Consider the following 24932-nt stretch of genomic DNA (forward strand, 5'->3'; position numbering starts at 1 on the left):
CATTTCAGCAAGGGATTTTTTTATGCAGTTGTAAATCAGATTTTAAACCTGTCTATATTTTTTTCTACCTTAACATCTTTAATCAATTCAGGCGCATGATGTGGTTTTTTCCTTGCATCAATAATTAAAGGTCCTGCACAGCCCCAATGCTTGTTGGTGATGAACTCCCCTACCCCATGGATATCAACCGCAGGATTACTTCTGGTAAAAGTTACCCAGACAAAGTTATTAATAGTCTCCGCTGTAAATGCGGCATCATCACACAGTACAATTAAAGCGACCCCATCAAGGTTCTGATCCTTTAGCTGGAGATTAAGCGCTGCTATTGAAAGAGCCGCCTCTTCTGCTGTAGTATATTGATCAGCGGTAATAGCCAATACCCCAGGCATTACAAAATGATAAGCACCAAATGATACTGGTAGTGTAAAACCAGTGGGCAGCTCTTTGGACAATATTCTTTTGATATCCCCGGCAGCAGCCAATACGACTTTAGAACCACTATTCAGCCCCTCGCCACTATAATCCAGCGTATCAATTGTAGTTTCCGTATGGAAATGAAGATCTCTTTTTAAATCTATACGTGATAATATATGGGTTAAGAAAACTTCAATATCATGGGTATCCAGCGTCTCATTATCCTCCCGCGCCGCGATAAACACATACTTAGCTAAACTCAACTGGTTTTTACCTAAAATATGATTTGCAATAGTTAATATTTCTTGCGGTCTGCGTTCTTTGAGAAATGGAGTATATCTTTCACTGCCAATCGCAAATAACAACGGATGGACACCCGCAGCATCTACTGCGTTGACTTCTTTTAACCCATGTATTTCCTGTGGCAGCGCGGAGCCTGCAATTTCATGGATCAGTGCACCAAAGCTGGTATCTTCCTGAGGCGGACGGCCAACAACCGTAAATGACCAGATTGCATCTTCCTTATGATATACATTGTGTACTTTCATCAAAGGGAAAGGATGTGTCAGACTATAATAACCCAAATGGTCACCAAATGGGCCTTCAGGTTTATTTTCCTGTGGATATACTGTTCCGGTGATGATAAAATCAGCATCTGCTGATAAGCAAAAACCTTCCTCATCATAGAAATAACGGAAACGGCGGTTACCCAGTGCACCTGCAAATGTCATTTCTGACAAACCTTCCGGTAATGGCATTACCGCTGCAAGCGGATGTGATGGTGGTCCGCCTACAAAAATACTTACTTTCAGCGGTACTCCTTTTGCATTCGCTTTAGATTGATGTACGCCTATTCCTCTGTGGATCTGATAATGTAATCCTATCTCTTTATCTTTTATATAATCATTCCCGGCAAGCTGAATCCGGTACATACCCAGATTAGCATTAAATATTCCGGGTTTATTGACATCTTCTGTATAAACCTGTGGCATCGTAACAAAAGGCCCGCCGTCCATTGGCCAGTTCACAATCTGCGGCAACTGACTAATTGTTGTCTTTTTAAATGCAGTCTTAAATAAACGCTGCTGTAATGGAAGAGCTGAAAAAGCAGTAAGACCAGCACCAGCAAATTTAAAAGGGTTCTTAAGTGCCTTTATAGGATCAGAACGTAAATCTACCAGCTGACTTACAAGAGGTAAACTGTCCCGGAACATAAATTTGGACCGCTCTAAAGTTCCAAATAAATTAGAGACAGCCGGAAATGGACTTCCCTTGATATTCTCAAAGAATAATGCAGGGCCTTTTTGTTCATACACTCTTAAGTGTATAGCTGCCATTTCCAAGTAAGGATCTACTTCTTCTTTGATACGGAGTAAATGACCATGTTTTTCTAAATCAGCCACACATTCGGCTAAGCTTTTATATCCCATCAAGATCAAAGATATTAAGATTTCTGGTTTGTAAAGGTCATTAAAATAGAAAAACCATGCATGAGCATGGTTTTTCATTTATTAAACGAAGAGCATATGCCCTATTATTTTTTACCGGCAAATGAACGTAACATCCAGGTATTTTTTTCTTTGAACTGCATGAAACGGTTCACCATATCATTGGTACCATCATCACCCGCTGCTGAAGTTGCATCCAACAGTTCACGTTCCAATTGAATTAAATGTGCCATATCTTCTAGTACAGCATCAACCATAGCTAAATCCTGTAAACCAATTGTATTGATTTCTTTAATTCCAGATTCTTTAATATAGTCTTCAAAACGGCTATGCGGTGGTTTTCCCAAAGTTAAAACACGTTCAGCTATTTCATCAATCGTTAATTGTGCATTCGTATATAATTCTTCAAATTTAAGGTGCAGTGTGAAAAAATTCTGACCCTTAATATTCCAGTGACATCCTCTTAGCTTTTGATAATGAATATGATAGTTTGCAAGATAATCATTCAATAGATCTACTACTGGCTTAACTTGTTTCTCACTCAAACTAATTTCTTTTGCGTCCATAATGTATTTTTATTTATTTTGTGGGTTGTTAATCTATGATAGAATAACAATTACAGGCATTAAATGGTTTTGAAAAAAAACTATATGATACAATAGAGACATATAATTGTCGTTTAATACTCAGAATTGAGGCTCTTATATATTATTCGTATAATTGCCTAATTAATCATTCACAAGAACGTTAATGCAAAAATTATATATACCGTTATTATTTGGCCTTATCCTCAACATATCTGCAGTTAAGGCCGATAATCTAAGAGACTCCATAGGTGTTGAGAATCTGAATGGCAAAAAGCTTATTTTACACCAGGTCGCCGCAAAAGACACTTATTACTCCCTTGGGAGAAGATATAATGTAAGCCCGAAGGAAATCATCGCTTACAATGAAAATAAATTCCTTTCTATTGGAGTTTTAATCAAGGTGCCTACAAACGTCCCTTTCTCAGGGCCTGCTCAAGCTCCTGCGGTAAAAACAGCAACAACTAAACATGTTGAACCTGCCAAACAGACTGCAATAGTAAATAAACCAGCAGAAACAACTCCGGATACGGGAAATTCAGAATTTACCGAGCATGCGGTTCAGCCGAAAGAAAACTTAATGATGCTGGCCAGACAATATGGTACAACTGTAGCAGACATTAAACGAATCAATGAACTGAAGACCATTAATCTTAAAATTGGTCAGATTTTAAAAATGCCTGTGAAAGCCGGGGCAGAAACAACATCTTCTACGCCTGTACAAACAGTACCAGTTCAAACGGTTCAGACAAAACCAGTAGTAACTACTCCGGTTACACCAGCACATGCAACTCCTCCGCCAACACCGGTTCAAGAGAAAAAACCTGAAATTGTAAAAAAATCAGAAACACCTGTTGTTAAATCTGAACCAGTTACGCCAGTTCATCAGGGCACTCCAGACAAGAACCAGTTTGTAGAACATACGGTTGCTTCTAATGAAACCATGTATTCTATCGCGACCAGATACAACCTGACCCTTGATCAGTTAAAAGCTAAAAATAATTTAACGACCAACTCTCTTTATGTTGGTCAAAAACTACTAATAAACGGACAGTATCCTCTTAAAAATGAGAGAACTAGCGACTCAGATCCAAAAGATGCTGATACTATAGAATCCGTTAAAAACCCTTCATTAAGATTACCAGCCAGCCGTTATGGACTGAGCCAAATGGATGAAAAAGGTGCTGGTGTCTGGATCATGGATAAAGATTTAGACTCTTCAAAAATGCTGGTACTTCACCGTACTGCACCTATCGGAACTATCATGAAAATTACCAATCCGATGAGCAACAGATCTACGTTTGCAAAGGTTGTTGGTAAATTTACTGAGAATGAGTCCACAAAAGATGTTATTATTGTAGTCACAAAAGCGGTAGCCGATGCATTGGGCGCATTGGATAAAAGGTTTTTGTGCAATTTAACGTACAGTGGACAAGCGAATGAACAATAACAAACCCTATATAATAGGTGTTGCTGGAGGTAGTGGTTCAGGAAAAACATTTTTTTTAAAGTGTTTTCTCCATCATTTCAGTACAGAGGAAGTATGTTTAATCTCACAGGATGATTATTACAAACCAATTGGTGAACAAAAGGTAGATGATAACGGATGGGTCAACTTTGACCTGCCGGAGGGAATTGATGACTCCAAATTATTGGAGGACTTAAAATTGCTGATTGATGGTCAGTCAATTTCAAGAAAAGAATATACTTTCAACATTAATGAGGAAAGCGCACGTTTAATGAATATAACGAGTGCACCAATTATTATAGTAGAAGGCTTATTTGTATTTCATTACCCGGAATTATCTCGATTATTCGACCTGAAGATATTCATGGATGCAGATGAAGAAATCACACTTAACCGCAGAATTTCCAGAGATGAGATAGAACGTGGTTATACCCGTGATATGATTATGTACCAATGGGTTAACCACGTTATGCCTGCTTACAAACAATTTCTGCTTCCTTATAAGGAATCTTGTCAGAAAATTATCATTAACAATAAACATGTGGCGGAAGATATTATCGCCACTTCTAAAGAGATATCAGACGAATTAAAAGAAACTATACTGAGTTCACAAAGATCAGTTTAGATCCATTTCTTTCACATCTGCCTCAGCGAATAACTTTCCTGAGGTAGATTGTTTAATAAAATCAACACTCACACCCGGCGCTCTTTCAATTAACCTGAAGCCACCTTCCGGTAGAATATCAAGTACCGCTAATTCTGTAACAACTTTCCTGATACAATTTACACCAGTTAATGGCAAGGTACATTTTGGCAATAATTTACTTTCTCCTGCTTTATTGATATGCTGCATAGCTACAATGATATTTTTTGCAGAAGCTACTAAATCCATTGCCCCACCCATTCCTTTCACCATTTTTCCAGGAATTTTCCAGTTAGCAATATCTCCATTTTCAGAAACTTCCATTGCACCTAATATGGTCAGGTCAATTTTCTGACTTCTGATCATACCGAAGCTCATCGCTGAATCGAAAATTGAAGAACCAGGCAAAGTAGTAATTGTTTGTTTTCCCGCGTTGATCATATCAGCATCTTCCTCACCTTCAAAAGGAAAAGGCCCCATACCCAGCAAACCATTTTCGGATTGCAGTACAACATTGATTCCATCAGGGATATAATTTGCTACCAGTGTAGGAATACCAATTCCTAAATTCACATAGTAACCGTCTTTTAATTCTTTGGCGATACGTCTCGCAATTCCGTTCTTATCTAACATAAATATTTGATTGGTTAATTACGCGGTCTTACTGTGCGCTGCTCTATTCTTTTCTCGTAAGCTGAACCCTGGAAAATACGGTGTACATAAACACCAGGCGTATGGATATGGTCCGGATCAAGTTCACCAGGCTCTACCAGCTCTTCTACTTCAGCAATTGTGATTTTACCTGCCATAGCCATGACCGGATTGAAATTACGGCTTGTAGAGCGGAAAACAAGGTTTCCAGCAGTATCACCTTTCCATGCTTTTACAATTGCAAAATCAGCTTCGAAAGCATATTCCATCAGATAATCCTTTCCATTAAAATTCCGGGTTTCTTTACCTTCAGCTACCTCTGTACCTACACCAGCAGGGGTATAAATTACAGGCATGCCATAACCAGCCGCCATACAGCGCGTCGCTAATGTACCCTGAGGGATTAGTTCAACTTCTAATTCTCCACTTAGCAACTGGCGCTCAAATTCTGCGTTCTCTCCTACATAAGAAGAAACCATTTTCTTTACCTGGCGGGTTTTCAGTAACAGGCCAATTCCGAAATCATCTACACCTGCATTGTTAGAAATACAAGTAAGCTCTTTCACGCCTTTCTTTACCAATGCAGCAATACACTTCTCAGGAATACCACACAGTCCGAAACCTCCAAGCATAATCGTTTGTCCGTCTATAATATCGCGGATTGCTTCATCGGCATCCGCTACTCTCTTATTGATCATATATTTGGTTTGGTTGCTAAATTATAGATAAAAACCACCCCGGCAAAATATTAATATTTTTTATTACATGGATCTGTTTCCAAACAATTTCGTACAATTGTTTAGAAACAAAATATTCTGAATGAAATCCCTTAATCTACTGCTATTTATATCAATTTGTCTGTTTGGACTTCACACCTTTGCGCAAAAGAAAGCCCCGTCCTATCTCAAAGACCAAAAAACCGGCTGCAGGATTATAGATGAAAATAATTCTCCAGAAGTTAGCATCTCATGGACTGGCAGTTGTAAAAACAAATTTGCTGAAGGATATGGAATACTAACCTGGTACAATCAGGGACAAGAAAGTGTAAAATATACAGGTCTTGTACATCAAGGCAATTTGAATGGCAAAGGAAAATTTACTTTTCCAAATACCCGTTACGCAATGGAAGGTAATTTCTCAAACGGAACATTAGAAGGTAAAGGTAAAACAACCTTTGCTACGGGACTAGAAATGGAGGGAACCTTTAGAGAAGGAAAGTTTTTAAATTTAGAAGAACGGGAACTGAGTAACTTAAAAACCAATAAGACTTCACTCCTGGACAGTAATGCAATCTATGTAGCCGAAGACACTTTAAAACCTCTTTTTTATTATAGCTTATTACCAGAAGGAGATGTTCAAAGTACACTGGTTTTATTGCCAAGTAGTGGCGAAACCGTTGAAAACGTAATTAACTGCAATAAACAGCTCATCCAGCTGGCGGCACAGCATCATATTCTCATTATTGTACCATCTATCAATAATGACCGGGGAATGGATGACGACCAACTCGCACTCAATTTCCTGAATACTGTCTTTAAAGAAGTCATTACAAAATTTAAAGCTCCAGAAGACAAATTCGTTTTTAGCGGATTCTCAAACGGAGGAATGATAGCCTTGAGATACGCCGAATTAGCTCAGGAAAATAACTCTAAAACTGCGATAACACCTCGTGCGGTTTTAGGTGTCGATCCACCAGTAGATGTGGCGGAGCTTTATACTGCAGCCAAAAGAGATCTGGCTATTAATGAAGGAAGACCTCACTTAACACCTGCTAAACTGAATGGCTTAAGAGAAGCAAAATCCATCGTTGATTTCTATAATAAAACCTATGGAGGGTCACCAGAACAGTTTCCTGAGCAATATATTAAACGTTCTATGTTTTCAAGGTCACAAAAGGATGGCGGTAACGCCAGATACCTGCTCAAAATGCCAATAAGAATCTATTCAGATCCGGATATACTATGGGCAATAAATGAAAGAAACCGTGATTATTTTGACATGAATGCGGCTAGCTTGTCCGCAATGATCAATTTTCTAAAATTGCAAGGCAACAAAGAAGCTGAATTTATACCTGCAATCGGAAAAGGATACAGACTAGATGGAACAAGACATCCTCATTCCTGGTCTATTGTAGAGCCGCAAGACTGTATACAATGGATTACCAAAGTAACCGAATAATTAACGCGCAGAGATTTCTATAATCTGATCATTTGTCCCATTGCTGGTTCCAATATAAAGTTTGCCATCCGGTGACTGGCAAATAGCTCTTAACCTGCCAAACTGATTTTGCAGAAAATCTTTCGTAGCAGCAATTTTAGTCCCGCTTTCGTCCAGTTTTAGCTGTAATAATCTTGATCCTTTAAGTGCAACGACCAATAAGGAATTTTTCCATTGTGGAATATAGTCTGAATTATAATAAGTTAACCCTGATGGTGCAATGGTAGGCGTCCAGGTCATCATCGGCTCTACCACGTTATTAAGTGCACAGAATGTTTTTTCCTCAGCCTTATCACATAATCCTTCCACATTTGACCAGCCATAATTTCTGCCTTTCTGAATCAGGTTAATTTCATCATCATTATCAGGCCCATGCTCAGAAGAATATAGTCTGTTGTTTGCCATTACCAATCCTTGTGGATTCCTGTGGCCATAAGACCATACCGGATTATTTGGCAAAGGATTATCTGAAGGAATAGAACCATCCAGATTTAACCTTAAAATTTTCCCGGATAGACTATTGATATTTTGTGCCTGAGCAGCAGCACTGGCATCACCTGTAGTTACTAATAATTTGAGATCAGGGGTAATAAGTAACCTTGAACCATTATGAATGGACGAGGCAGGAATTTGATCCAGTAAGACCAACGGAGCACTTAACACACCATTATTAAAAGTAAAGCGAACGACCTTTCCTTTGTAATTATTTCCCGAACCATAGTCATAAACCACATATACAAAGGGATTGGTACTAAACTGTGGGTGTAAAGCCATCCCCAGCAGGCCGCCTTCACCAACACTGGTTACTTCAGAAATAGTATGCACTAAAGTAACCACACCATTCAGCGGATTTAACCGGCTGATTTTCCCAGCCCTTTCGGTGAACCAGATAAAATTATCTGGTCCATATATCATTTCCCAAGGGAATTTTAAAGACTGTGTGAGTACTTCTGTTTTTATATCGGCATCCGGTAAAGTGTCCGGACTATCACTGTTTTTGCTTTTTTCACAAGCTGACAGCAAAAACAAAATAATAATTGAAGTAAAAATTGTTTTCATAGCAGAATGTTTATTGATTAAACAATCCAGAATGAATTATGTTTAATTAATTGAAATACACATAAGTTATACCATCTCCACCCCTATCAGCATGCTCATCTTCAACCCGGTTAACCTGACTATATTTACGCAGATATTCCCTGATTAATTTCCGGAGGATACCATCCCCCTTTCCATGAATCAGCTTGATAAAAGGAAAGCCCAGCATAATTGACTTATCCAGATACTTTTCAACTTCCTGGATTGCATTTTCGCCACGCATACCGCGAAGATCCAGTTCAGCAGTAAAGTTTCCGATCGCCTCAGACATTCTTCCAGAGAAAGAATTGCTCTGTACAACCTTTTTTGCCTGCTTATTACTGATTTTCTGTACTCTGTCTTTCTTCACAACAGAACGAAGATCACCTAGTGCCAGCACTAAATTACCACGGTTAATTTCCATCACCTGTCCCATTGTTTCCGTATTATTCAGCTGTACCCAATCACCAACTTCAATAGCAGTCGTTGAAATCACTACCTTCTCAGGCTTCTTTTCTTCTTTAACCTGGTGCTGAACCAAACTCTTCTGCAAGTCTTGTCTTAGCTGTTTGGTTGCTACTTTATCAGCCTGATTTTCCTTGATACCAGCAATTGTATTTTCTACCAGCTTATTTGCATTTTTTATGATAGTCTGCGCTTCAAGCTTAGCCTCTTTAATCAGAGTTTTTCTATTTTCTTCTAAAAACTGTTGTAACTCCTCGTTTTCTTTGACCAGGTTCTTTACTTTATTCTGTTGCAGAGACAACTGGATTTTAGTATCATAAATCTGTTTTTTCTCTCTTTCCAGGTCGACCAGTAAGCTGTCAATTCTATTTTGATTGGTTCCTGTTTTTTCCCGCGCCAATGCCAGTACTTCTTTTTGCAAGCCAATATTCTGTGCAATTTCAAAAGCATAAGAACTTCCCGGCTTACCTATTTCCAGTACATACAAAGGCTTCATCTTGTCATTATCAAATAACATAGAAGCATTTTCCAATCCTGGAGTATTACCAGCAAATAATTTAAGGTTTGAATAGTGAGTGGTCATTACCCCTCTTACCTTTTTATTATTCAGCACTTCCAATACAGCTTCGGCCATTGGCCCGCCAAACTGAGGATCAGTCCCAGTACCAAACTCATCAATCATCACCAATGATTTGGGCGTAGCATGTGCAACGAAATAACGCATTTTTGTTAAATGCGCACTATAGGTACTTAAATCACTTTCTATACTCTGGTCATCACCAATATCAGCAAAGATATTATCAAATATACCCACCTCACTTGACTCATGCGCAGGAATCAGCAATCCTGATTGCAGCATCAGCTGTAAAAGCCCGACAGTTTTCATACAAACAGATTTACCTCCCGCATTTGGTCCTGAAACCAATACGATCCTTAAATTTTCATTCATATGAATATTAAGAGGCACAACCGTTTTCTTGTCTTCTTTAAATGACAAGTATAACAAAGGATGCCTTGCATTAATCAGTTTAATCCTTGGTTCAGCTACCAGCACAGGCATATCTGCTTCTACTTCGATAGCAAATAAAGCTTTAGCTCTTACAAAATCCAGTTTGGTCAGGAAGCCATGATAAGAAAGCAATAATGGCGTAAACGGCCTTAAATCATCGGTCAGTGCAATTAAAATCCTGATAATTTCACGTCTCTTATCAAATTCAAGATCTCTTATTTTATTGTTCAGCGTAAATACCACTTCCGGCTCCATATATACAGTCTGCCCGCTGGCAGATTCATCATGAATGAAACCTTTCATCTTACGCTTATTCTCCGCCAGGATAGGAATACACATTCTTCCGTCACGGATCGTTAAACTTCCGTCTGCTACCCAGTTGCTGGCTACTGCCTGCTTGTAAATAACATCCATCCGTTTACGGACTTCCTGTTCACCCTTAGCAATATCCCCAATGATTTCCTGCAATTTAGAAGAAGCATTAGGTTTGATTTTACCTTTAGGGTCAAGTACAGATTCTATTTTCCGAAGAATGTTTTTTTCCACTGGCAAGTGCTCAAACAAAGCTTCCAGATTAGGATAAACATCCTTTCTTTCCTCAAAAAAACGTAATACTGAAAAAACGGTCTGTAAAGAGAGGTAAATCTGGAATAATTCTTCCTCCATCAGGTAACTACCCTCTACCCGCACCTTTTCGGCCAGTGATTTAATATCAAAAAAAGTACTGATTTGTAACGGCTCCTGGTTTTCCAGGATATTTTTAAATTCTTTAGTCTGTCTTAAAAACTTATTAATCTGATCAAATTTATTCATCACCTGCATTTTGCTGACCATATATTGTCCCATCGGACTCAGGCAATGCTTTAGGATGAGTTGTCTGACTTCACTGAAGCCAAGTCTATCTAAACAATTATCGGGATATATCATTTCTATTGATTCTTTTTAGCCGCACTGGCATCACTTTCCTTTTTCAGGGCCGCTGCCTCATCTGTACGCACCTTTAATTTCTTAGCCTCTTCCTTTTTCACCTTCTTCAATTCAGTTACTCTGGCAAGACTATCTTTCTTTATTTTTTTCGCAGCATCTGCTTTAGTCTTTTTCAGCAGTATTTCTGCCTTGGCAAGACTATCTTTTTTAGCTGCTGCCGCTCTGATTACCCTTTTAGGGTCAGCTTTATCCAGGCTATCTTTTTTCGCCTTTTCGATAGCTGCAATTTTCTTTAAACGTTTTGCATTGATTTTATCTTCCTTCTCTTTTACTTTTTTTAATTTTCCTGTAATCTTGTCATACATCGTATTTAAAACCTCAGGATGATCATAATAGTAATTCATACTTTTAGTATACATCACAGAATCAATCCCGAACTTTTTATAAATACCTTTGTAATAAGCCGCACTGGTGCTTTTCGCTGAATCTGCATTGGCAATAGTTGAAATATATCCGTCTACCATATGGATGTCAAATAAAACATCCTGCATTTTATCTGGCTGGACAATATCTGAGGGGATACCCGGCTTACATCCTCCTATGCCGATTACCAGCAGGCAAATGCACAAAAAATTTCTCATTGTTTATAAAACATTATTTTTTCCGTAGCTATTTAAGCTAAGGTTGTTAATTTTACCAAAAATACTGATAAATGAGCATAGCAGATAACTTATTAAAATATAAAAAGGAATTAGAAGGGGAAAATGTCGAATTAATTGCCGTCTCAAAATTCAATGAAGCAGCAGCAGTTTTGGAAGCATACCATGCAGGGCAGCGGATTTTCGGAGAAAACATTGTTCAGGAATTGGTAGAAAAACAAGAAGCGCTGCCAAAAGATATTGAATGGCACCTGATCGGGCACCTTCAAACTAATAAGGTTAAATACATCGCTCCTTTTATCAAATTGATTCAATCCGTTGACAGTGTAAAACTACTGGCAGAAATTAATAAACAAGCGGCAAAAAATGACAGAGTAATTGACTGTTTGCTGCAGGTTTATATTGCTGATGAGGATACGAAATTTGGACTGGATCATGCAGAAACGATCGAACTCTTAAGATCAGAAGAATACCTTGCTATGAAAAACATCCGTATTACCGGCCTAATGGGTATTGCGACAAACAATGCACCTGAAAAACAAACTAAAGATGAATTTCAAGAACTAAAAGTATTTTTTGATGGCATTAAAACCAGCTTTTTCAGAAAAGAGGATTCATTCAAAGAATTATCTATGGGAATGTCAGGCGATTATAAATTAGCAATCGAAGAAGGCAGCACCATGGTAAGAATAGGAAGCAGTATTTTTGGTGTAAGAAAAATCAAACATTATAAAGCATAAACTTATGGATATTCAACTCAGGTTCGCAGTAAAAGAAGATTGCCCGCGCTTATTGGAGCTGATTCATGAATTAGCTGTTTATGAAAAAGCTCCGGAAGAAGTTACCGTTACCTTAGCTGAATTTGAAGATGCCGGATTTGGGACACAACCTGTCTGGAAAGCATTTGTAGCAGAAGATGCAACAGGAATTCTGGGTTTTGCACTTTATTACACCAGATACTCAACCTGGAAAGGCTGTCGCTTATATCTGGAAGACTTCATTGTTACAGAAAGTCAGAGAGGAAAAGGATTAGGAAAGATCCTTTTTGAAAGAGTAATGAAAGAAGCCAGAGATAAAAATTATAACGGAATGACATGGCAAGTGCTGGACTGGAATGACCCAGCCATTAACTTCTATAATAAATATAATGCTCAGATTGAGACAGGATGGTTGAATGCGTCTTTTAACAAAGACCAGCTTTAAAAACAATTTCAAATAAACAATGCAGGTATTTAAATTCGGGGGTGCTTCTGTCGTGAATGCAGAAGCAGTAAAGAATCTTGCTGCTATTATCCAGCAAGCTGAAAAAGAAAATTTACTGATCGTAGTTTCTGCGATGGGTAAAATGACCAATAAACTAGAATTGCTTTCTAACGCTTACATCTTCGGCCAAGAAAACACGCATGACTTACTCGATGAAGTCAAAGCTTATCATTTCAATATCTTAAATGATTTATTTGATAACCATAGCCATCCTGTATTTAATGACGTCGCTAATACTTTCGTAGAAATTGAATGGCTCTTAGAAGAAGAAGCAAGTGATGCACCAGATTATATTTATGACCAGATTGTTTCTATTGGTGAAGTAGTTTCTACTAAAATTGTAGCCGCTTATCTCAATGAAAGTAATATTTCTGCAGTCTGGGCAGACGCCAGAAACTTCATTAAAACTGACAATACTTACCGCGAAGGACAAGTAGACTGGGAGAAAACGGAAACAGAAATCCAACGTAACCTTGTTCCACTATTGAAGAAAAGTATCGTAGTCACCCAGGGATTTATTGGCAGTACCAGTGAAAACTTTACAACTACACTAGGTAGAGAAGGCTCAGATTATTCTGCAGCTATTTTCTGTGCCTGCCTGGATGCCACAGCACTGACCATCTGGAAAGATGTACCAGGTGTATTAAATGCAGACCCTAAATGGTTTGATGAAACAGAGCGGATCCCGCAACTTTCTTATCATGATGCAATTGAGCTTACCTATTACGGGGCAACAGTGATTCATCCGAAGACAATCAAGCCCCTTCAAAATAAGAATATCCCTTTGTATGTGAAGTCATTTCTTCATCCAACCAGCGAAGGAACAGCAATTAATGGGATCAACAGTGAACTCCCGGTACCTTCCTTCATTTTCAAAGTGAATCAGGTGTTGATTTCCATCTTACCGAAGGATTTCTCCTTTATCATTGAAGAAAACCTGAGTGATATCTTCAGCCTGTTTCATAAACACAAAGTGAAAGTAAATACGATGCTGAATTCAGCATTGAGCTTTTCAGTGAGTGTAGATCATGAAGAAGAAAAGATAAATAACCTGATTCAGGATTTATCAATCTTATATAAGGTAAAATACAACGAAGGATTGGAGTTGGTGACCATCCGCTACTATAACCAGGATACGATCAATAGAGTGACTGTCAATAAAGATATTCTGCTGGAAGTCAAAAGCCGTCATACCTGCCAGATTGTAATGAAAGATAAATCAACTATTGAATAAGCGACTTACAGAACCGGCCGTTCAGGATTACATCCATAACAACTTAAATGCAGATGTGCATAAAATTGCTATGGCCAAAAGCCCTTTTCCAGAGGTTACAGGAAAAGAACTGGCCAATCAGATCGCGTCCAGAAAAAAGTCATTCCGTAAACTGCCAACCTGGTTTCACACCGATTTCATTTACTATCCACCCTTGTTATCAGTAGAACAATGTTCCTCAGAGATTACCGCGGCCTATAAAGCAGGATTAGCTACAGGAAATTCTATCATTGATCTGACAGGTGGTTATGGCGTAGACAGTTACTACTTCTCTCAACAATTAAAGTCTGTTACCCACTGCGAAATCAATGAAGAACTGTCAGCAATTGCCAGTTACAACGGAATTTTACTGAAACAGGATAACGTACAGTTCATTTCCGGAGACGGCCTTGAATTTTTAAAAAATACCGATCAGGAATTTGATTGCGTTTATATTGATCCAGCCAGAAGAAGCACTTCGGGAAAGGTGTTTATGCTCAAAGACTGTACACCTGATATCGTAGAAAATCTCAGCCTGTTATTGTCAAAAGTAAAACGGATACTTCTTAAAACAGCTCCACTGTTAGATCTCAGCGCAGGATTAAAAGAATTGGATCATGTAGCTGAAATACATATTGTTAGCGTTAAAAACGAATGCAAAGAATTGATCTGGGTGATCGAAAGAGATTTTGAAGGTTCCCCTGATATCATTTGTACTACCTTAAACGCGACACAAAAGCAGTTCAGATTTATACTGGGTGAAGAAGGAAGCACTGCTATCACAGGTTCGGTTATTCCAGGTCAATACTTATATGAACCTGATGTGGCTCTTTTAAAAAGCGGTGCTTTTAACCTGATTGCAGAAACATATCAACTGCAAAAATTTCATCATCAAACCCAACTCTATACCTCTTCTGTCATTCATCCAGAGTTTCCAGGAAGGATATTCCAGCTTAACGAGGTGATGTCTGCAGCAAAAATAAAGAAGGAAAAAAACCTGGTTGGAAATGTAATTGTCAGAAATTATCCGGACAAAGCAGCAACCCTGGTTGATAAATATCATATTAAACCTGATGATACGGCCTTCATCATCTTCACACAAAGCAATACTGAGGGTAAAATTATTATCAAAAGTACGATTATACAGCATTATTAATATGCAAAAAGCCTCCCAATTACGGGAGGCTTCAGTCATTTAGCATCAAGACTAAATTTATATTTTTTTCACGTTTATCGCTTGTAAGCCTTTCTTTCCTTCAGTGATATCAAACTCTACATTATCATTCTCCTGAAGACTCTCAATACCGCCTATAACGTCTTTGAAATGGACAAAAATATCCTTGTTTCCTTCGTAAATTAAAAATCCGTAGCCTTTCTGCGTATTAAACCATTTTACTTTTCCCGTACTCATAGTATTTAAGTATAAAAATTAATATTTCTTTAAATTATCAATTATATCAAACTTAAAGAAAAGCAACAAGTTTTAAAAATTATTTATTTGGTTGTGGAGTAGTTCTTAAATAAGGTTTAATGACCTGATGCCCTTTAGGAAATTTAGCAGCAATATCTTCTGTTTTAATACTGTTCATCACGACAACATCATCACCATCTTTCCAATCCGCAGGCGTAGCAACACTATATTTAGCGGTCAGCTGCAAAGAATCAATTACTCTCAATACTTCAGTAAAATTCCTGCCTGTTGAAGCTGGATAAGTCAGCATTAACTTTACTTTTTTATCAGGAGAAATTACAAATAATGAACGCACTGTTAAGGTCTCAGAAGCATTAGGGTGAATCATATCATAAAGATCAGCGACCTTTTTATCTTCATCTGCTATAATTGGAAACTCAACATTGGTATCCTGTGTTTCATTAATATCCTGTATCCAGCCTTTGTGAGATTCTACAGAATCCACACTTAAGGCAATCACCTTTACATCTCTTTTTTCAAATTCTCCCTTAAGCGAAGCAGTACGGCCCAATTCAGTTGTGCATACCGGAGTATAATCAGCAGGGTGTGAAAAAATCACGCCCCAGCTATCGCCAAGAAACTCATAAAAATCGATCTCACCAATTGATGTTTTAGCTTTGAAATTTGGAGCGGTATCTCCTATTCTGATACTCATAATCTTATTATTTTTTGATTTTAAATCGGACAATTATATCTGTTTACAAACACTACTAATATAGTAGAATATTATCAATAATGTCGAACATTCATATTTAATGATGCTAATCAAACAATGTAGGCTGGAGCGATATTGCCGGCATATCAAGCCCCAATTGTTCATTAAACACCTTTACCGTATGCGCAGCTAAAAGAGGCGTGTCGAGCTCATCATGCTGATGCAGAAAAAAGTAAATCTTTTGAAGACCTTTCTCTTGCCATAACCTCAGCCTTTCTCCCCACTGTTCAATCCTTGCAAAATCACTCTTTTTATGCGCAATACCATTACCTATAAACCTGATAAATACTTCAGGTACAGTAACCTCCATATGTACCAGATCTCTCCTTCCACTTACATCCGTAATTACAGCTCCCTTTTTTGTAGCCGTAAAGAGTTCAAAAACCTTTTGCCTAACTACCGGATCAGCAAACCACTGCTCATGCCTTAGTTCTACAAAGACATTGAGACTTGCAGGAAGAAATTTAAGATAATCCGATAAAACCGGCAAGTTTTTCACCCCAAAACTTTCACTTAACTGCAAGAAGCAAGCACCTAATGTATCTCCGAATTCTGCAACCGCTTTCAAATATTCAGCAGTAGACTGCTCCGATCCCGTCAGTCGCTGATCATGACTGATAATTTTGGGAAATTTAGGACAAAATAAAAAATTACCAGGCGTATTATCCAAGGCCTTTTTACGCCATTTGCGTACCGACTCTATAGAAGGAATCTGGTAGTAAGCCGCATTTAATTCTATTGCATTAAAATGTTTTGCATATTCATCCAGGAAATCCGCTTCCTTAGTTTTAGGCGGATAGATTAATCCTACCCACTCCTTCCGGCCCCACTTCGCGCAGCCTATAAAGACCTCGGTCTTGTGATCGCTTTGCGCCTCATTTAATACTTTCAAAGTCTGCGCTCCATCCTCAGGCAACGTAAAATCTATATCCTTTACCTGATCTGAATTTACTTTTCCAAATTCCATAAAATTGGCTTTAAAAACAAAACCCCGAAACAAGCATTATGTTTCGGGGTTTTAAAAAAAAGCGTTTCGCTTAATTATATACTTTGATCATATAGACATAATTTTCAATCTTATCTATTTGTTTAGTTCTGTTTAAGCCCTGTAAAGGATTCTTTTTAGCAAAGACAGCCTTCTTACCTAATGAATCCTGAGGAATTGCATTTAAAGCTTCCAGAATGTATTTAGACTTGATGGCAAATGTTGCACCATCAACCTGGTTTTCTTTCGCAGTAATCACACCGATAATATTACCATAGTTATCCAATAAAGGTCCACCACTGTTTCCAGGATTGATTGGAATAGAAACCTGATATTGCGTAGTATCACCCACATGACCTGTTTTTGAGCTGATATAACCTTCACCCAATACCGCATCATCCTTTGGATAACCTAACGTATATACATTCTCACCCATTCCGATACTATTTTTCTTCAATTTATATGGAATAGCAGAAAGAGGAGTAAATGACTCATCAATAATTTTCAGGATTGCAATATCATACTGCGGATCACGGTAAACAACCTTAACCTTGTAAGAGTCTCCTTTATTATTTTGTACATAAACTGAATCCGCATCTCTCACTACATGGTAATTTGTACATAAATATCCATTTGCAGTTAAGGCAAACCCTGTTCCGCCAAATTGGGCCGACCGCACATGTCCTTTTTCAGTCTTAGGGCTTGAATTGATAGTTCTTACCAGTTTATTCTGACTGTTTTTGATATTGGTAATTTCTCTGCGCATTACTTCATAACTACCGTTTTGCAAGGTATTATGCTGTATAGAATAGATAGAAAATATAGTTAACAGGATGAATGAGGCAGCAATGGCCATTGCCGATTTATTTTTGCGCCACATATTGATAATAAACGAAGGATGCGGTCTAAGCTCTTCGCTCAGTGCAGCTACATTTATTCCGGCATGGGCCCTGTCCATCTGCTCTTTCAAAGAAAGGACTTTACCATATTGCTTTATTGCATCCATAAAAACTTTATGCGCAACTACTTTATGATCAATTACAGGATCATTGGCGCGCAATTTATCAAAAGCTTCTGCTTCTGCGGCTGTAAGTTTACCCCTGAGGTAATCTTCAATGATAGCATCTAATTCTATGTCGTTCCTCATACCGTACTTAAGATTGAAAAAATAATTTCTTTAATCTCTGCAGGCATTTATATTTCTGAGTTTTGGCATTATCCGTATTGGTATAGCCAAACTTCTCACAGATATCCTGCATGGAGAGATTATTTATATAAAAATCCTGAATAATAGTTTTACAAGGTTCCCCCAGGTTCTCTAACGCCGAACCCATCTTCTCAAACTGAAGATCTTTCTCTTCATGATACTCTAAATCAACCTCTACTGACACTACATCCTCAAAATCAGAAACATTATTTGTTTTTTTGCTTTGCTGCGCAAGCTTTTTTAACCAAATACGTCTGCAAACTGAATATATATAGGTCTTAAGTTTGCTGCTTAACTCAAAATCTCCGCTTTTAATTTTATTATATAAAATAATAATCGCTTCCTGATAGATATCTTTTGCATCATCCTCATCACCGTTATTATTTATAATAAACTGCAAAATCATCGGAAAATACCCGACGTACAGCTTATTAAGTGCATCTTCTGAGTTATTTAGTATCCCTAAAACTACCTCTCTATCTGTTGGAACTGAATCGCTTAACTTGTTACTCACCAATTAATACATTTATACGTGAATGGTAACCCAATATTAGACAAAAAAATTATTTAAATCTTTTTTTAAAATAGTGGGTTACCTTTTGATCATTGTGGTATTAATCTGTAAAATTAATTAATTATTTTAAATAGAATTCAAATGAAAAACTTATTCAAATTCGGCTTTTTAGCTTTAGCAATCTCTTTATCAGTAGCAGCATGTAACTCAGAAAAAAAAGCTGGTGCAACTGATACAGCAGTAACTGATTCTTCAGTTGTTACTACTGACGTTGATACTACTGTTAAAGATTCAACAGTTAAAGATACAGCGGTTAAAACTACTACTACTGAAGTTAAACCAGCTGCTGAAGCTAAAAAATAAGCTAGATAAAATCTACAGAAAGGCTTTGGTTCTCCAAAGCCTTTTTTTTGTGCCTGTAGGTTTGAGTAAAATGCTACCTTTGCATTTGTAAAAATATCCCTATACATGAATTTATCTCCTCTTCAAGCTATATCACCAGTTGATGGTCGTTATAGAAACACCACACAAAACCTGGCTAAATATTTTTCGGAATCGGCTTTAATCAAATATAGAGTATACGTTGAAATCGAATATTTCATCGCTTTGTGTGAAACTGGTTTAACAGGATTAAGCCATTTTGATAAAACAAATTACAGCAAACTCCGCAGTATATTCGAACAGTTTAGTGATGAAAACGCTCAGGAAGTAAAAGACACAGAAAAAGTAACCAATCATGATGTTAAAGCTGTTGAATATTTTATCAAAAAAAGATTTGATGATTTAGGCCTTGGAGACTTTAAAGAATTTATCCACTTCGGATTAACTTCTCAGGATATCAATAATACAGCAATCCCTTACACATTTAAACTTGCACTTGAAGAAGAATACTATCCAAACATTCAATTGCTGATTGTTAAACTTCAGGAATTAGCTGCTGACTGGAAAGACATTCCTTTATTAGCACACACTCATGGTCAGCCAGCTTCCCCTACTAAACTGGGTAAAGAATTTTTAGTTTTCGCAGAACGCCTGGAAATTCAATTGAATACGCTTAAAAACATCCCTCACAGTGCCAAATTTGGTGGTGCAACAGGAAACTTCAATGCACATCATATCGCTTATCCTGGAATTAACTGGGTAGACTTTTCCAACCACTTTGTCAATGATATATTAACTTTAAACCGCGCACAGCATACTACACAAATTGAACACTATGATCAATTTGCAGCACAATGTGATGCACTGAAAAGGATCAATACGATTATTATTGACCTGGACAGAGATATCTGGGCTTATATTTCTAAAAACTATTTCAAGCAAAAAATTAAAGAAGGAGAAGTAGGCTCTTCAGCAATGCCGCATAAAGTAAATCCTATTGACTTCGAAAATGCAGAAGGAAATGCTGGACTGGCGAATGCACTATTTGAATTCTTTGCTGCGAAACTGCCTATTTCACGTTTACAGAGAGATTTAACAGACTCCACTGTATTAAGAAACGTAGGTGTACCAGTGGCACATACGATAATCTCTATCTCTTCTACTTTAAAAGGGCTGAATAAGCTTTTATTAAACAATGAAGTTATTGCTGCAGATCTGGAAAATAACTGGGCAGTAGTTGCTGAAGCCATACAAACCGTGTTGAGAAGGGAAGCTTATCCTAATCCATATGAAGCCTTGAAAGACCTGACACGTACCAATCAGAAAATTACTGCACATACCATGGCAGCATTTATCGATGGTCTTCAAATTGATGAGGATTTAAAGCAAGAATTAAAGCAAATCACTCCTTTTAATTATACTGGCGTATTTTAACTAAATTCAGGTTTTAAATAGTACCTTAATACAAGATAATATATAATGACCTAAAACAGACATCGATATCTGTAATTGAATCGCTAATTATTTATTTTTGTAAGAAAAAAGAGACAATGACTATTAACGTATATACAGAACAAACCCCGAATCCTGCCACCATGAAGTTTATGGTTAATAAACTTCTGATTAATGGCAGCGAGGACTTCGCTACAAAAGAAAGTGCTGAGCACTCTCCTTTTGCAAAAGAATTATTCAAGTTTAATTTTGTTAGTGGTGTATTTTTTGCAAGTAATTTCGTAACCATTACAAAAACTGAAGATGCTGAATGGCCTGATATTGAGCCTATTTTAAAGGAGTTTGTTAAAGGTGCTGTAGAATCAGAATATAAAATAAAAGAAATTACCACAGAAGAAGCACCTGCTTTTGAAGGATCTGACCTGGAAGTAAAAATCCAGCAGATACTACATGACTACGTGCGTCCCGCTGTTGAACAGGATGGTGGTGCAATCAGCTATAAATCATTTGAAGAAGGTGTAGTTACCGTTGAACTTCGCGGTTCATGCAGCGGATGCCCTTCCTCTACAATCACGTTAAAATCTGGTATTCAGAATTTATTACAGCGTATGGTTCCTGAAGTAAAAGAAGTTGTTTCCAACGCTTTATAACTCAAAACAGCTCTGTAAGACTAAGTAAAAAAAAGGTCTGTGAATAATTCACAGACCTTTTTTTTATATTTAACTTTCAAAATGCCGCTGGATAGCTTCCAGCATTTCTATATCGACCAAGCCATTGGTCGCCAGAATTTCCCTGCGCTCAATGAACTCATCACCACCGCCAAAATTCATCACCTTTCCGCCAGCCTGCTGCACCAGATAAGCACCGCCAGCTACATCATATGAATTCAGGTTATACTCAAAAAACGCATCAAATCTACCACAAGCCACATACGCTAAATCTACCGCAGCAGAACCTATCCGTCTTAAACCATGTGTTTTCTGCATTAACTCGGCCAGTAACTTCATATACTGAGCCTGTTTATCAAACTCATAATAAGGAAAACCAGTAGCCAGTAAAGAATCCGCCAGACTATTCCGCTGAGAAACCCGGATAGGTTTGTGATTTAAATAAGCAGGAGCATCTTTATAACTATGAAACATCTCACCCCTGTTGATCTCATAAACAACCCCTAAAACAGGCTTATCCTCTTCATACAAAGCAATACTGATAGAATAAGTTGGCACACCATGAATAAAGTTTGTAGTACCATCCAGCGGATCTATAATCCAATTATATGTTTTTCCCTTTGTATTGATCGTTTGTTCCTCAGTTGTAAAACCAGCATCCGGTATCAATTGATCAATATTTTCGACAATAATCTCTTCAGCAGTTTTATCTACATAAGAAACCAAATCGTTTAATCCCTTGAATTCAATAGCCTCCGCATCAAAACGCATCGATTCCTTCCGTATAAAATTGCCCGCCAACCGCGCGATTGCGATAACCTGTGAACTCAGTAATTCGTAATTCAAATTGTAAAATTTAGCTTGTGTGTGTATTTTTATTCTTTATCGAGAACGCTACCAATAACAAACCACCGATAAACAAGAGAGAAGAAATCAACTCTGCCTGTGTAAAAGAGATACCTGCAACATGATACTTTGAATTGACACGGATCAGCTCGACGAAAAATCGCTCCAGCCCGTTCATCATAAGATAAATTCCGAACATCATGCCCGGAAGCTTAATCTGGTGGCGGATACGCCATAGAATAAGGAATAAGATAAAACATACAATCACCTCGTAAATAGGCGTAGGATATACAGGAAGAGGCAATACGTTACAGAATTTGCCAGCACAGCCCGGAATAGGTACACCTTCCATCGCCACATTGTTTGGATAAGTATAGGCCCATAACCAATCAGGTAACCAGCCAAAAGGTTTAGTATTCATATTTACTATCCCCCAATCCCCGTCACCAGACATATGGCAACCAATCCGGCCGACACTATAAGCCAGCATCATTCCGGGTCCGCCAACATCCAGCATATGTAAAGGTTTGATACCATTTTTCTTTGCAATATATAATACAGCTGCACCACCGCAGATTAATCCGCCATAAAATGTTAAGCCACTAAAAGACAATAATCCACCAATAGGATCCTGGATAAAAGTATCCCAGTGTTCCAGATTATCAAATATTTTTGCACCCAGGAAACCCCATACCGCAGCCCATACGATCATATTTCCCATCAACTCATAAGGATGTTCCGTAACTTCTACTTTTTTAGGCTGAGCAAGTTTGAATTTATTTTTTTCTTTATAATCCCAGTACGCAAATAATCCGGCAAAGAATAAGCCGCCCAGAATATTTCCCTTCATTGATAACAATACAGTTTGCGCATCGCTCACAAATAAACGATAGTTCAATAAAGCATAAACCAGTTTATAACCAATCAGAAAACCAAAAATACAATTAGAAATTAATTCTGTAGTCGTTGCAGGCTGACCAATAGTGATGATTCTTTTTACAGGATGTAATAAACCTAAAGCTTCTTTTCTTTTTAGTTCCTGCGTAAACGCCCAGTAACCCGCAATAAAAGCCAGGGCGACAAATACACCGAAAGTATTAAAAGGCAAAGGGACCTGAATACCGAAGAGATATTCTATAAAATGAGAAACGGTAGGAAACATACGCGTATATTTTTTTTACGCGAATATAAGATTAATGTGCTAAAACTTGTTCAGTTTCCATAACTTCTACCTCACCATCAGCAGTTAATTCCATTAGTTTAACCATTTTAATTTCATTAACCATTACAGGGTCATATTTAGCTTTTACCTTTACATAATTCTTAGTGAAGCCATGCATGAAACCATTTTTCTGATCATCTTCAAATAAAACTTCTCCAACAGTTCCAATTTGTGACTGGTAAAAAGCCCTGCGTTTCTTATCAGATAAGATATGCAGCATTTTGCTTCTGTCGGCACGTGTACTTCCGGCAACAGCACCAGTCATTTCAGCAGCTTCAGTCTGTTCACGCTCCGAATACGTGAAAACATGCAGGTAAGAAATATCAAGTTCATTCAGGAACTGGTAAGTATCTAAGAAGTCTTCCTTTGTTTCTCCCGGAAAACCGACAATTACGTCCACTCCAATACAACAATCAGGAATTAATGCTTTAATCGTCGCTACACGTTCCGTATATAAATCTCTGCGGTAACGTCTTTTCATCAGTCCCAGGATCTTATCAGAACCCGATTGTAATGGAATATGAAAATGGGGTACAAATCTTTTAGAAGCAGCTACAAAGCTGATAATTTCATTGCTTAATAAATTAGGCTCAATAGAAGAGATCCGGATTCTTTCAATACCTTCAACCTCATCCAAAGCTTTCACCAAATCAAAAAACTTATCCTCACGCTTTCCGTCACGGATACCGAAATCACCAAGGTTTACACCTGTCAGTACAATTTCTTTTACACCACTCTCCGCAATTTGCCGGGCACGGTTAACCACATTTTCTATGGTATCACTTCTGCTGCCACCTCTTGCAAGCGGGATCGTACAATAAGTACAAGGATAATCACAACCATCCTGAACTTTCAGGAAAGTACGTGTTCTGTCACCTATAGAATAGGCTGCTATGAAATTATGATTAACTTTTTCAATATTTTGCTGATGAATTACAGCTTTTGGCAATTTGGTCAGGTCTGAGATATATTCTACAATACGGAATTTCTCAGCCGCACCCAATACCATATCCACACCTTCAATTTCAGCAATTTCAACAGGTTTCAACTGCGCATAACACCCTACAATAGTAATATAAGCGTTTGGCGCATATTTAAGAGCCTCCTTCACTACCTTACGGCACTTTTTATCCGCATGCTCAGTTACAGAGCAGGTATTGATGACATATACATCAGCGGCGTCAGTAAAATCTACAACAGCATAACCTGCATCAGTAAAAAGACGTCCGATAGTTGAAGTTTCCGAAAAATTTAACTTGCAACCCAGTGTATAAAATGCTACTTTCTTCATTGAAATATATTGTTATGAGGCTAATAAGCATTATACATTATTGTATAGTGCTGAATATATCAGCATTCATTTGAGGTGCAAAGATAAGTTTTTAGATTAATGT

25 protein-coding genes are annotated in these 24932 nt (G+C 37.8%); 10 read left to right on the forward strand and 15 right to left on the reverse strand.

Features of this window, described 5'->3' with window-relative positions:
• Positions 1–35 precede the first annotated feature (35 nt).
• Positions 36–1844: a UbiD family decarboxylase gene (locus ABIB30_RS22600; RefSeq protein WP_354305395.1), complete on the reverse strand. Its 1809-nt coding sequence runs from the start codon at positions 1842–1844 to the stop codon at positions 36–38.
• Between the two features lie 104 nt (positions 1845–1948).
• The gene (locus ABIB30_RS22605) at positions 1949–2428 is read right to left on the reverse strand and encodes a Dps family protein (protein WP_111634783.1); all 480 of its coding nucleotides are present in this window, start codon (positions 2426–2428) and stop codon (positions 1949–1951) included.
• Positions 2429–2612: 184 nt separating this feature from the next.
• Here ABIB30_RS22605 and ABIB30_RS22610 point away from each other — a divergent pair, with 184 nt between their 5' ends.
• Positions 2613–3896, forward strand: a complete 1284-nt coding sequence (locus ABIB30_RS22610; RefSeq protein WP_354305329.1) for a DPBB and LysM peptidoglycan-binding domain-containing protein — start codon at positions 2613–2615, stop codon at positions 3894–3896.
• Entirely contained in the window at positions 3886–4539 is a 654-nt protein-coding gene (locus ABIB30_RS22615) for a uridine kinase family protein (protein ID WP_354305330.1), read from the forward strand. The genes ABIB30_RS22610 and ABIB30_RS22615 overlap by 11 nt, the downstream gene beginning before the upstream one ends.
• Here ABIB30_RS22615 and ABIB30_RS22620 read toward each other — a convergent pair.
• Positions 4531–5190, reverse strand: a complete 660-nt coding sequence (locus ABIB30_RS22620) for a CoA transferase subunit B (RefSeq protein ID WP_111634786.1) — start codon at positions 5188–5190, stop codon at positions 4531–4533. The two genes, ABIB30_RS22615 and ABIB30_RS22620, sit on opposite strands and share 9 nt — an antisense overlap.
• 14 nt (positions 5191–5204) lie before the next feature.
• Positions 5205–5906, reverse strand: a complete 702-nt coding sequence (locus ABIB30_RS22625; protein WP_068395628.1) for a CoA transferase subunit A — start codon at positions 5904–5906, stop codon at positions 5205–5207.
• 121 nt (positions 5907–6027) lie between these two features.
• On the opposite strand from ABIB30_RS22625, the gene ABIB30_RS22630 reads away from it, so the two are divergent.
• Positions 6028–7386 carry a hypothetical protein gene (locus ABIB30_RS22630; RefSeq protein WP_354305331.1) on the forward strand — a complete coding sequence of 453 codons (1359 nt, stop codon included), beginning with the start codon at positions 6028–6030 and terminating at the stop codon, positions 7384–7386.
• Here ABIB30_RS22630 and ABIB30_RS22635 read toward each other — a convergent pair whose 3' ends face one another.
• The 3 genes from ABIB30_RS22635 to ABIB30_RS22645 are packed head-to-tail and all read right to left on the reverse strand — an operon-like array spanning position 7387 to position 11544.
• Positions 7387–8484 (reverse strand): PQQ-dependent sugar dehydrogenase, encoded by a 1098-nt coding sequence (locus ABIB30_RS22635; RefSeq protein ID WP_354305332.1) that lies wholly within the window; start codon positions 8482–8484, stop codon positions 7387–7389.
• A 46-nt stretch (positions 8485–8530) separates the two neighbouring features.
• The gene (locus ABIB30_RS22640) at positions 8531–10903 is read right to left on the reverse strand and encodes an endonuclease MutS2 (protein WP_354305333.1); all 2373 of its coding nucleotides are present in this window, start codon (positions 10901–10903) and stop codon (positions 8531–8533) included.
• A 2-nt stretch (positions 10904–10905) separates the two neighbouring features.
• A complete protein-coding gene (locus ABIB30_RS22645) occupies positions 10906–11544 on the reverse strand; it encodes a DUF4296 domain-containing protein (RefSeq protein ID WP_354305334.1) in 639 nt (212 codons plus the stop codon).
• Positions 11545–11615: 71 nt separating this feature from the next.
• Between ABIB30_RS22645 and ABIB30_RS22650 the strand changes: the two genes are divergently transcribed.
• Genes ABIB30_RS22650 through ABIB30_RS22665 form a run of 4 tightly spaced genes read left to right on the forward strand, consistent with a single transcriptional unit; the run spans position 11616 to position 15233 of the window.
• Entirely contained in the window at positions 11616–12302 is a 687-nt protein-coding gene (locus tag ABIB30_RS22650) for a YggS family pyridoxal phosphate-dependent enzyme (RefSeq protein ID WP_354305335.1), read from the forward strand.
• 4 nt (positions 12303–12306) lie between these two features.
• A complete protein-coding gene (locus ABIB30_RS22655; protein WP_354305336.1) occupies positions 12307–12765 on the forward strand; it encodes a GNAT family N-acetyltransferase in 459 nt (152 codons plus the stop codon).
• Between the two features lie 19 nt (positions 12766–12784).
• Positions 12785–14059, forward strand: coding sequence for an aspartate kinase (locus tag ABIB30_RS22660; RefSeq protein WP_354305337.1), 1275 nt, complete (start codon positions 12785–12787; stop codon positions 14057–14059).
• Complete coding sequence (locus ABIB30_RS22665) at positions 14052–15233, forward strand: class I SAM-dependent methyltransferase (protein WP_354305338.1); 1182 nt, start codon at positions 14052–14054, stop codon at positions 15231–15233. Before ABIB30_RS22660 ends, ABIB30_RS22665 begins: the two co-directional genes overlap by 8 nt.
• 57 nt (positions 15234–15290) lie before the next feature.
• Here ABIB30_RS22665 and ABIB30_RS22670 read toward each other — a convergent pair whose 3' ends face one another.
• The 5 genes from ABIB30_RS22670 to ABIB30_RS22690 all read right to left on the reverse strand — a co-directional run bounded on the left by ABIB30_RS22670 (position 15291) and on the right by ABIB30_RS22690 (position 18969).
• Entirely contained in the window at positions 15291–15488 is a 198-nt protein-coding gene (locus ABIB30_RS22670; protein WP_068395614.1) for a cold-shock protein, read from the reverse strand.
• 79 nt (positions 15489–15567) lie between these two features.
• Positions 15568–16206, reverse strand: coding sequence for a peroxiredoxin (locus ABIB30_RS22675; RefSeq protein WP_354305396.1), 639 nt, complete (start codon positions 16204–16206; stop codon positions 15568–15570).
• A 103-nt stretch (positions 16207–16309) separates the two neighbouring features.
• A complete protein-coding gene (locus ABIB30_RS22680; RefSeq protein ID WP_354305339.1) occupies positions 16310–17230 on the reverse strand; it encodes a DUF72 domain-containing protein in 921 nt (306 codons plus the stop codon).
• 70 nt (positions 17231–17300) lie between these two features.
• Positions 17301–18395, reverse strand: coding sequence for a S1C family serine protease (locus tag ABIB30_RS22685; RefSeq protein ID WP_354305340.1), 1095 nt, complete (start codon positions 18393–18395; stop codon positions 17301–17303).
• Positions 18396–18402: 7 nt separating this feature from the next.
• Entirely contained in the window at positions 18403–18969 is a 567-nt protein-coding gene (locus ABIB30_RS22690) for an RNA polymerase sigma factor (RefSeq protein WP_354305341.1), read from the reverse strand.
• Positions 18970–19110: 141 nt separating this feature from the next.
• On the opposite strand from ABIB30_RS22690, the gene ABIB30_RS22695 reads away from it, so the two are divergent.
• The 3 genes from ABIB30_RS22695 (at position 19111) to ABIB30_RS22705 (ending at position 21452) form a co-directional block, all read left to right on the forward strand.
• Positions 19111–19332, forward strand: coding sequence for a hypothetical protein (locus ABIB30_RS22695; protein WP_111634798.1), 222 nt, complete (start codon positions 19111–19113; stop codon positions 19330–19332).
• Positions 19333–19437: 105 nt separating this feature from the next.
• Positions 19438–20784, forward strand: a complete 1347-nt coding sequence (gene purB / locus ABIB30_RS22700; RefSeq protein WP_354305342.1) for an adenylosuccinate lyase — start codon at positions 19438–19440, stop codon at positions 20782–20784.
• Positions 20785–20900: 116 nt separating this feature from the next.
• The gene (locus tag ABIB30_RS22705; RefSeq protein ID WP_354305343.1) at positions 20901–21452 is read left to right on the forward strand and encodes a NifU family protein; all 552 of its coding nucleotides are present in this window, start codon (positions 20901–20903) and stop codon (positions 21450–21452) included.
• 69 nt (positions 21453–21521) lie between these two features.
• On the opposite strand, the gene ABIB30_RS22710 is transcribed toward ABIB30_RS22705, so the two are convergent.
• The 3 genes from ABIB30_RS22710 to mtaB are packed head-to-tail and all read right to left on the reverse strand — an operon-like array spanning position 21522 to position 24829.
• Positions 21522–22316 carry an inositol monophosphatase family protein gene (locus tag ABIB30_RS22710; protein WP_354305344.1) on the reverse strand — a complete coding sequence of 265 codons (795 nt, stop codon included), beginning with the start codon at positions 22314–22316 and terminating at the stop codon, positions 21522–21524.
• Between the two features lie 10 nt (positions 22317–22326).
• Positions 22327–23478: a prolipoprotein diacylglyceryl transferase gene (locus tag ABIB30_RS22715; RefSeq protein WP_354305346.1), complete on the reverse strand. Its 1152-nt coding sequence runs from the start codon at positions 23476–23478 to the stop codon at positions 22327–22329.
• A gap of 31 nt (positions 23479–23509) precedes the next feature.
• Positions 23510–24829 carry a tRNA (N(6)-L-threonylcarbamoyladenosine(37)-C(2))-methylthiotransferase MtaB gene (gene mtaB, locus ABIB30_RS22720; RefSeq protein ID WP_068395593.1) on the reverse strand — a complete coding sequence of 440 codons (1320 nt, stop codon included), beginning with the start codon at positions 24827–24829 and terminating at the stop codon, positions 23510–23512.
• Positions 24830–24932: the final 103 nt, after the last annotated feature.

It is taken from the genome of Pedobacter sp. UYP1 (assembly GCF_040547305.1).
Classification (GTDB): domain Bacteria; phylum Bacteroidota; class Bacteroidia; order Sphingobacteriales; family Sphingobacteriaceae; genus Pedobacter.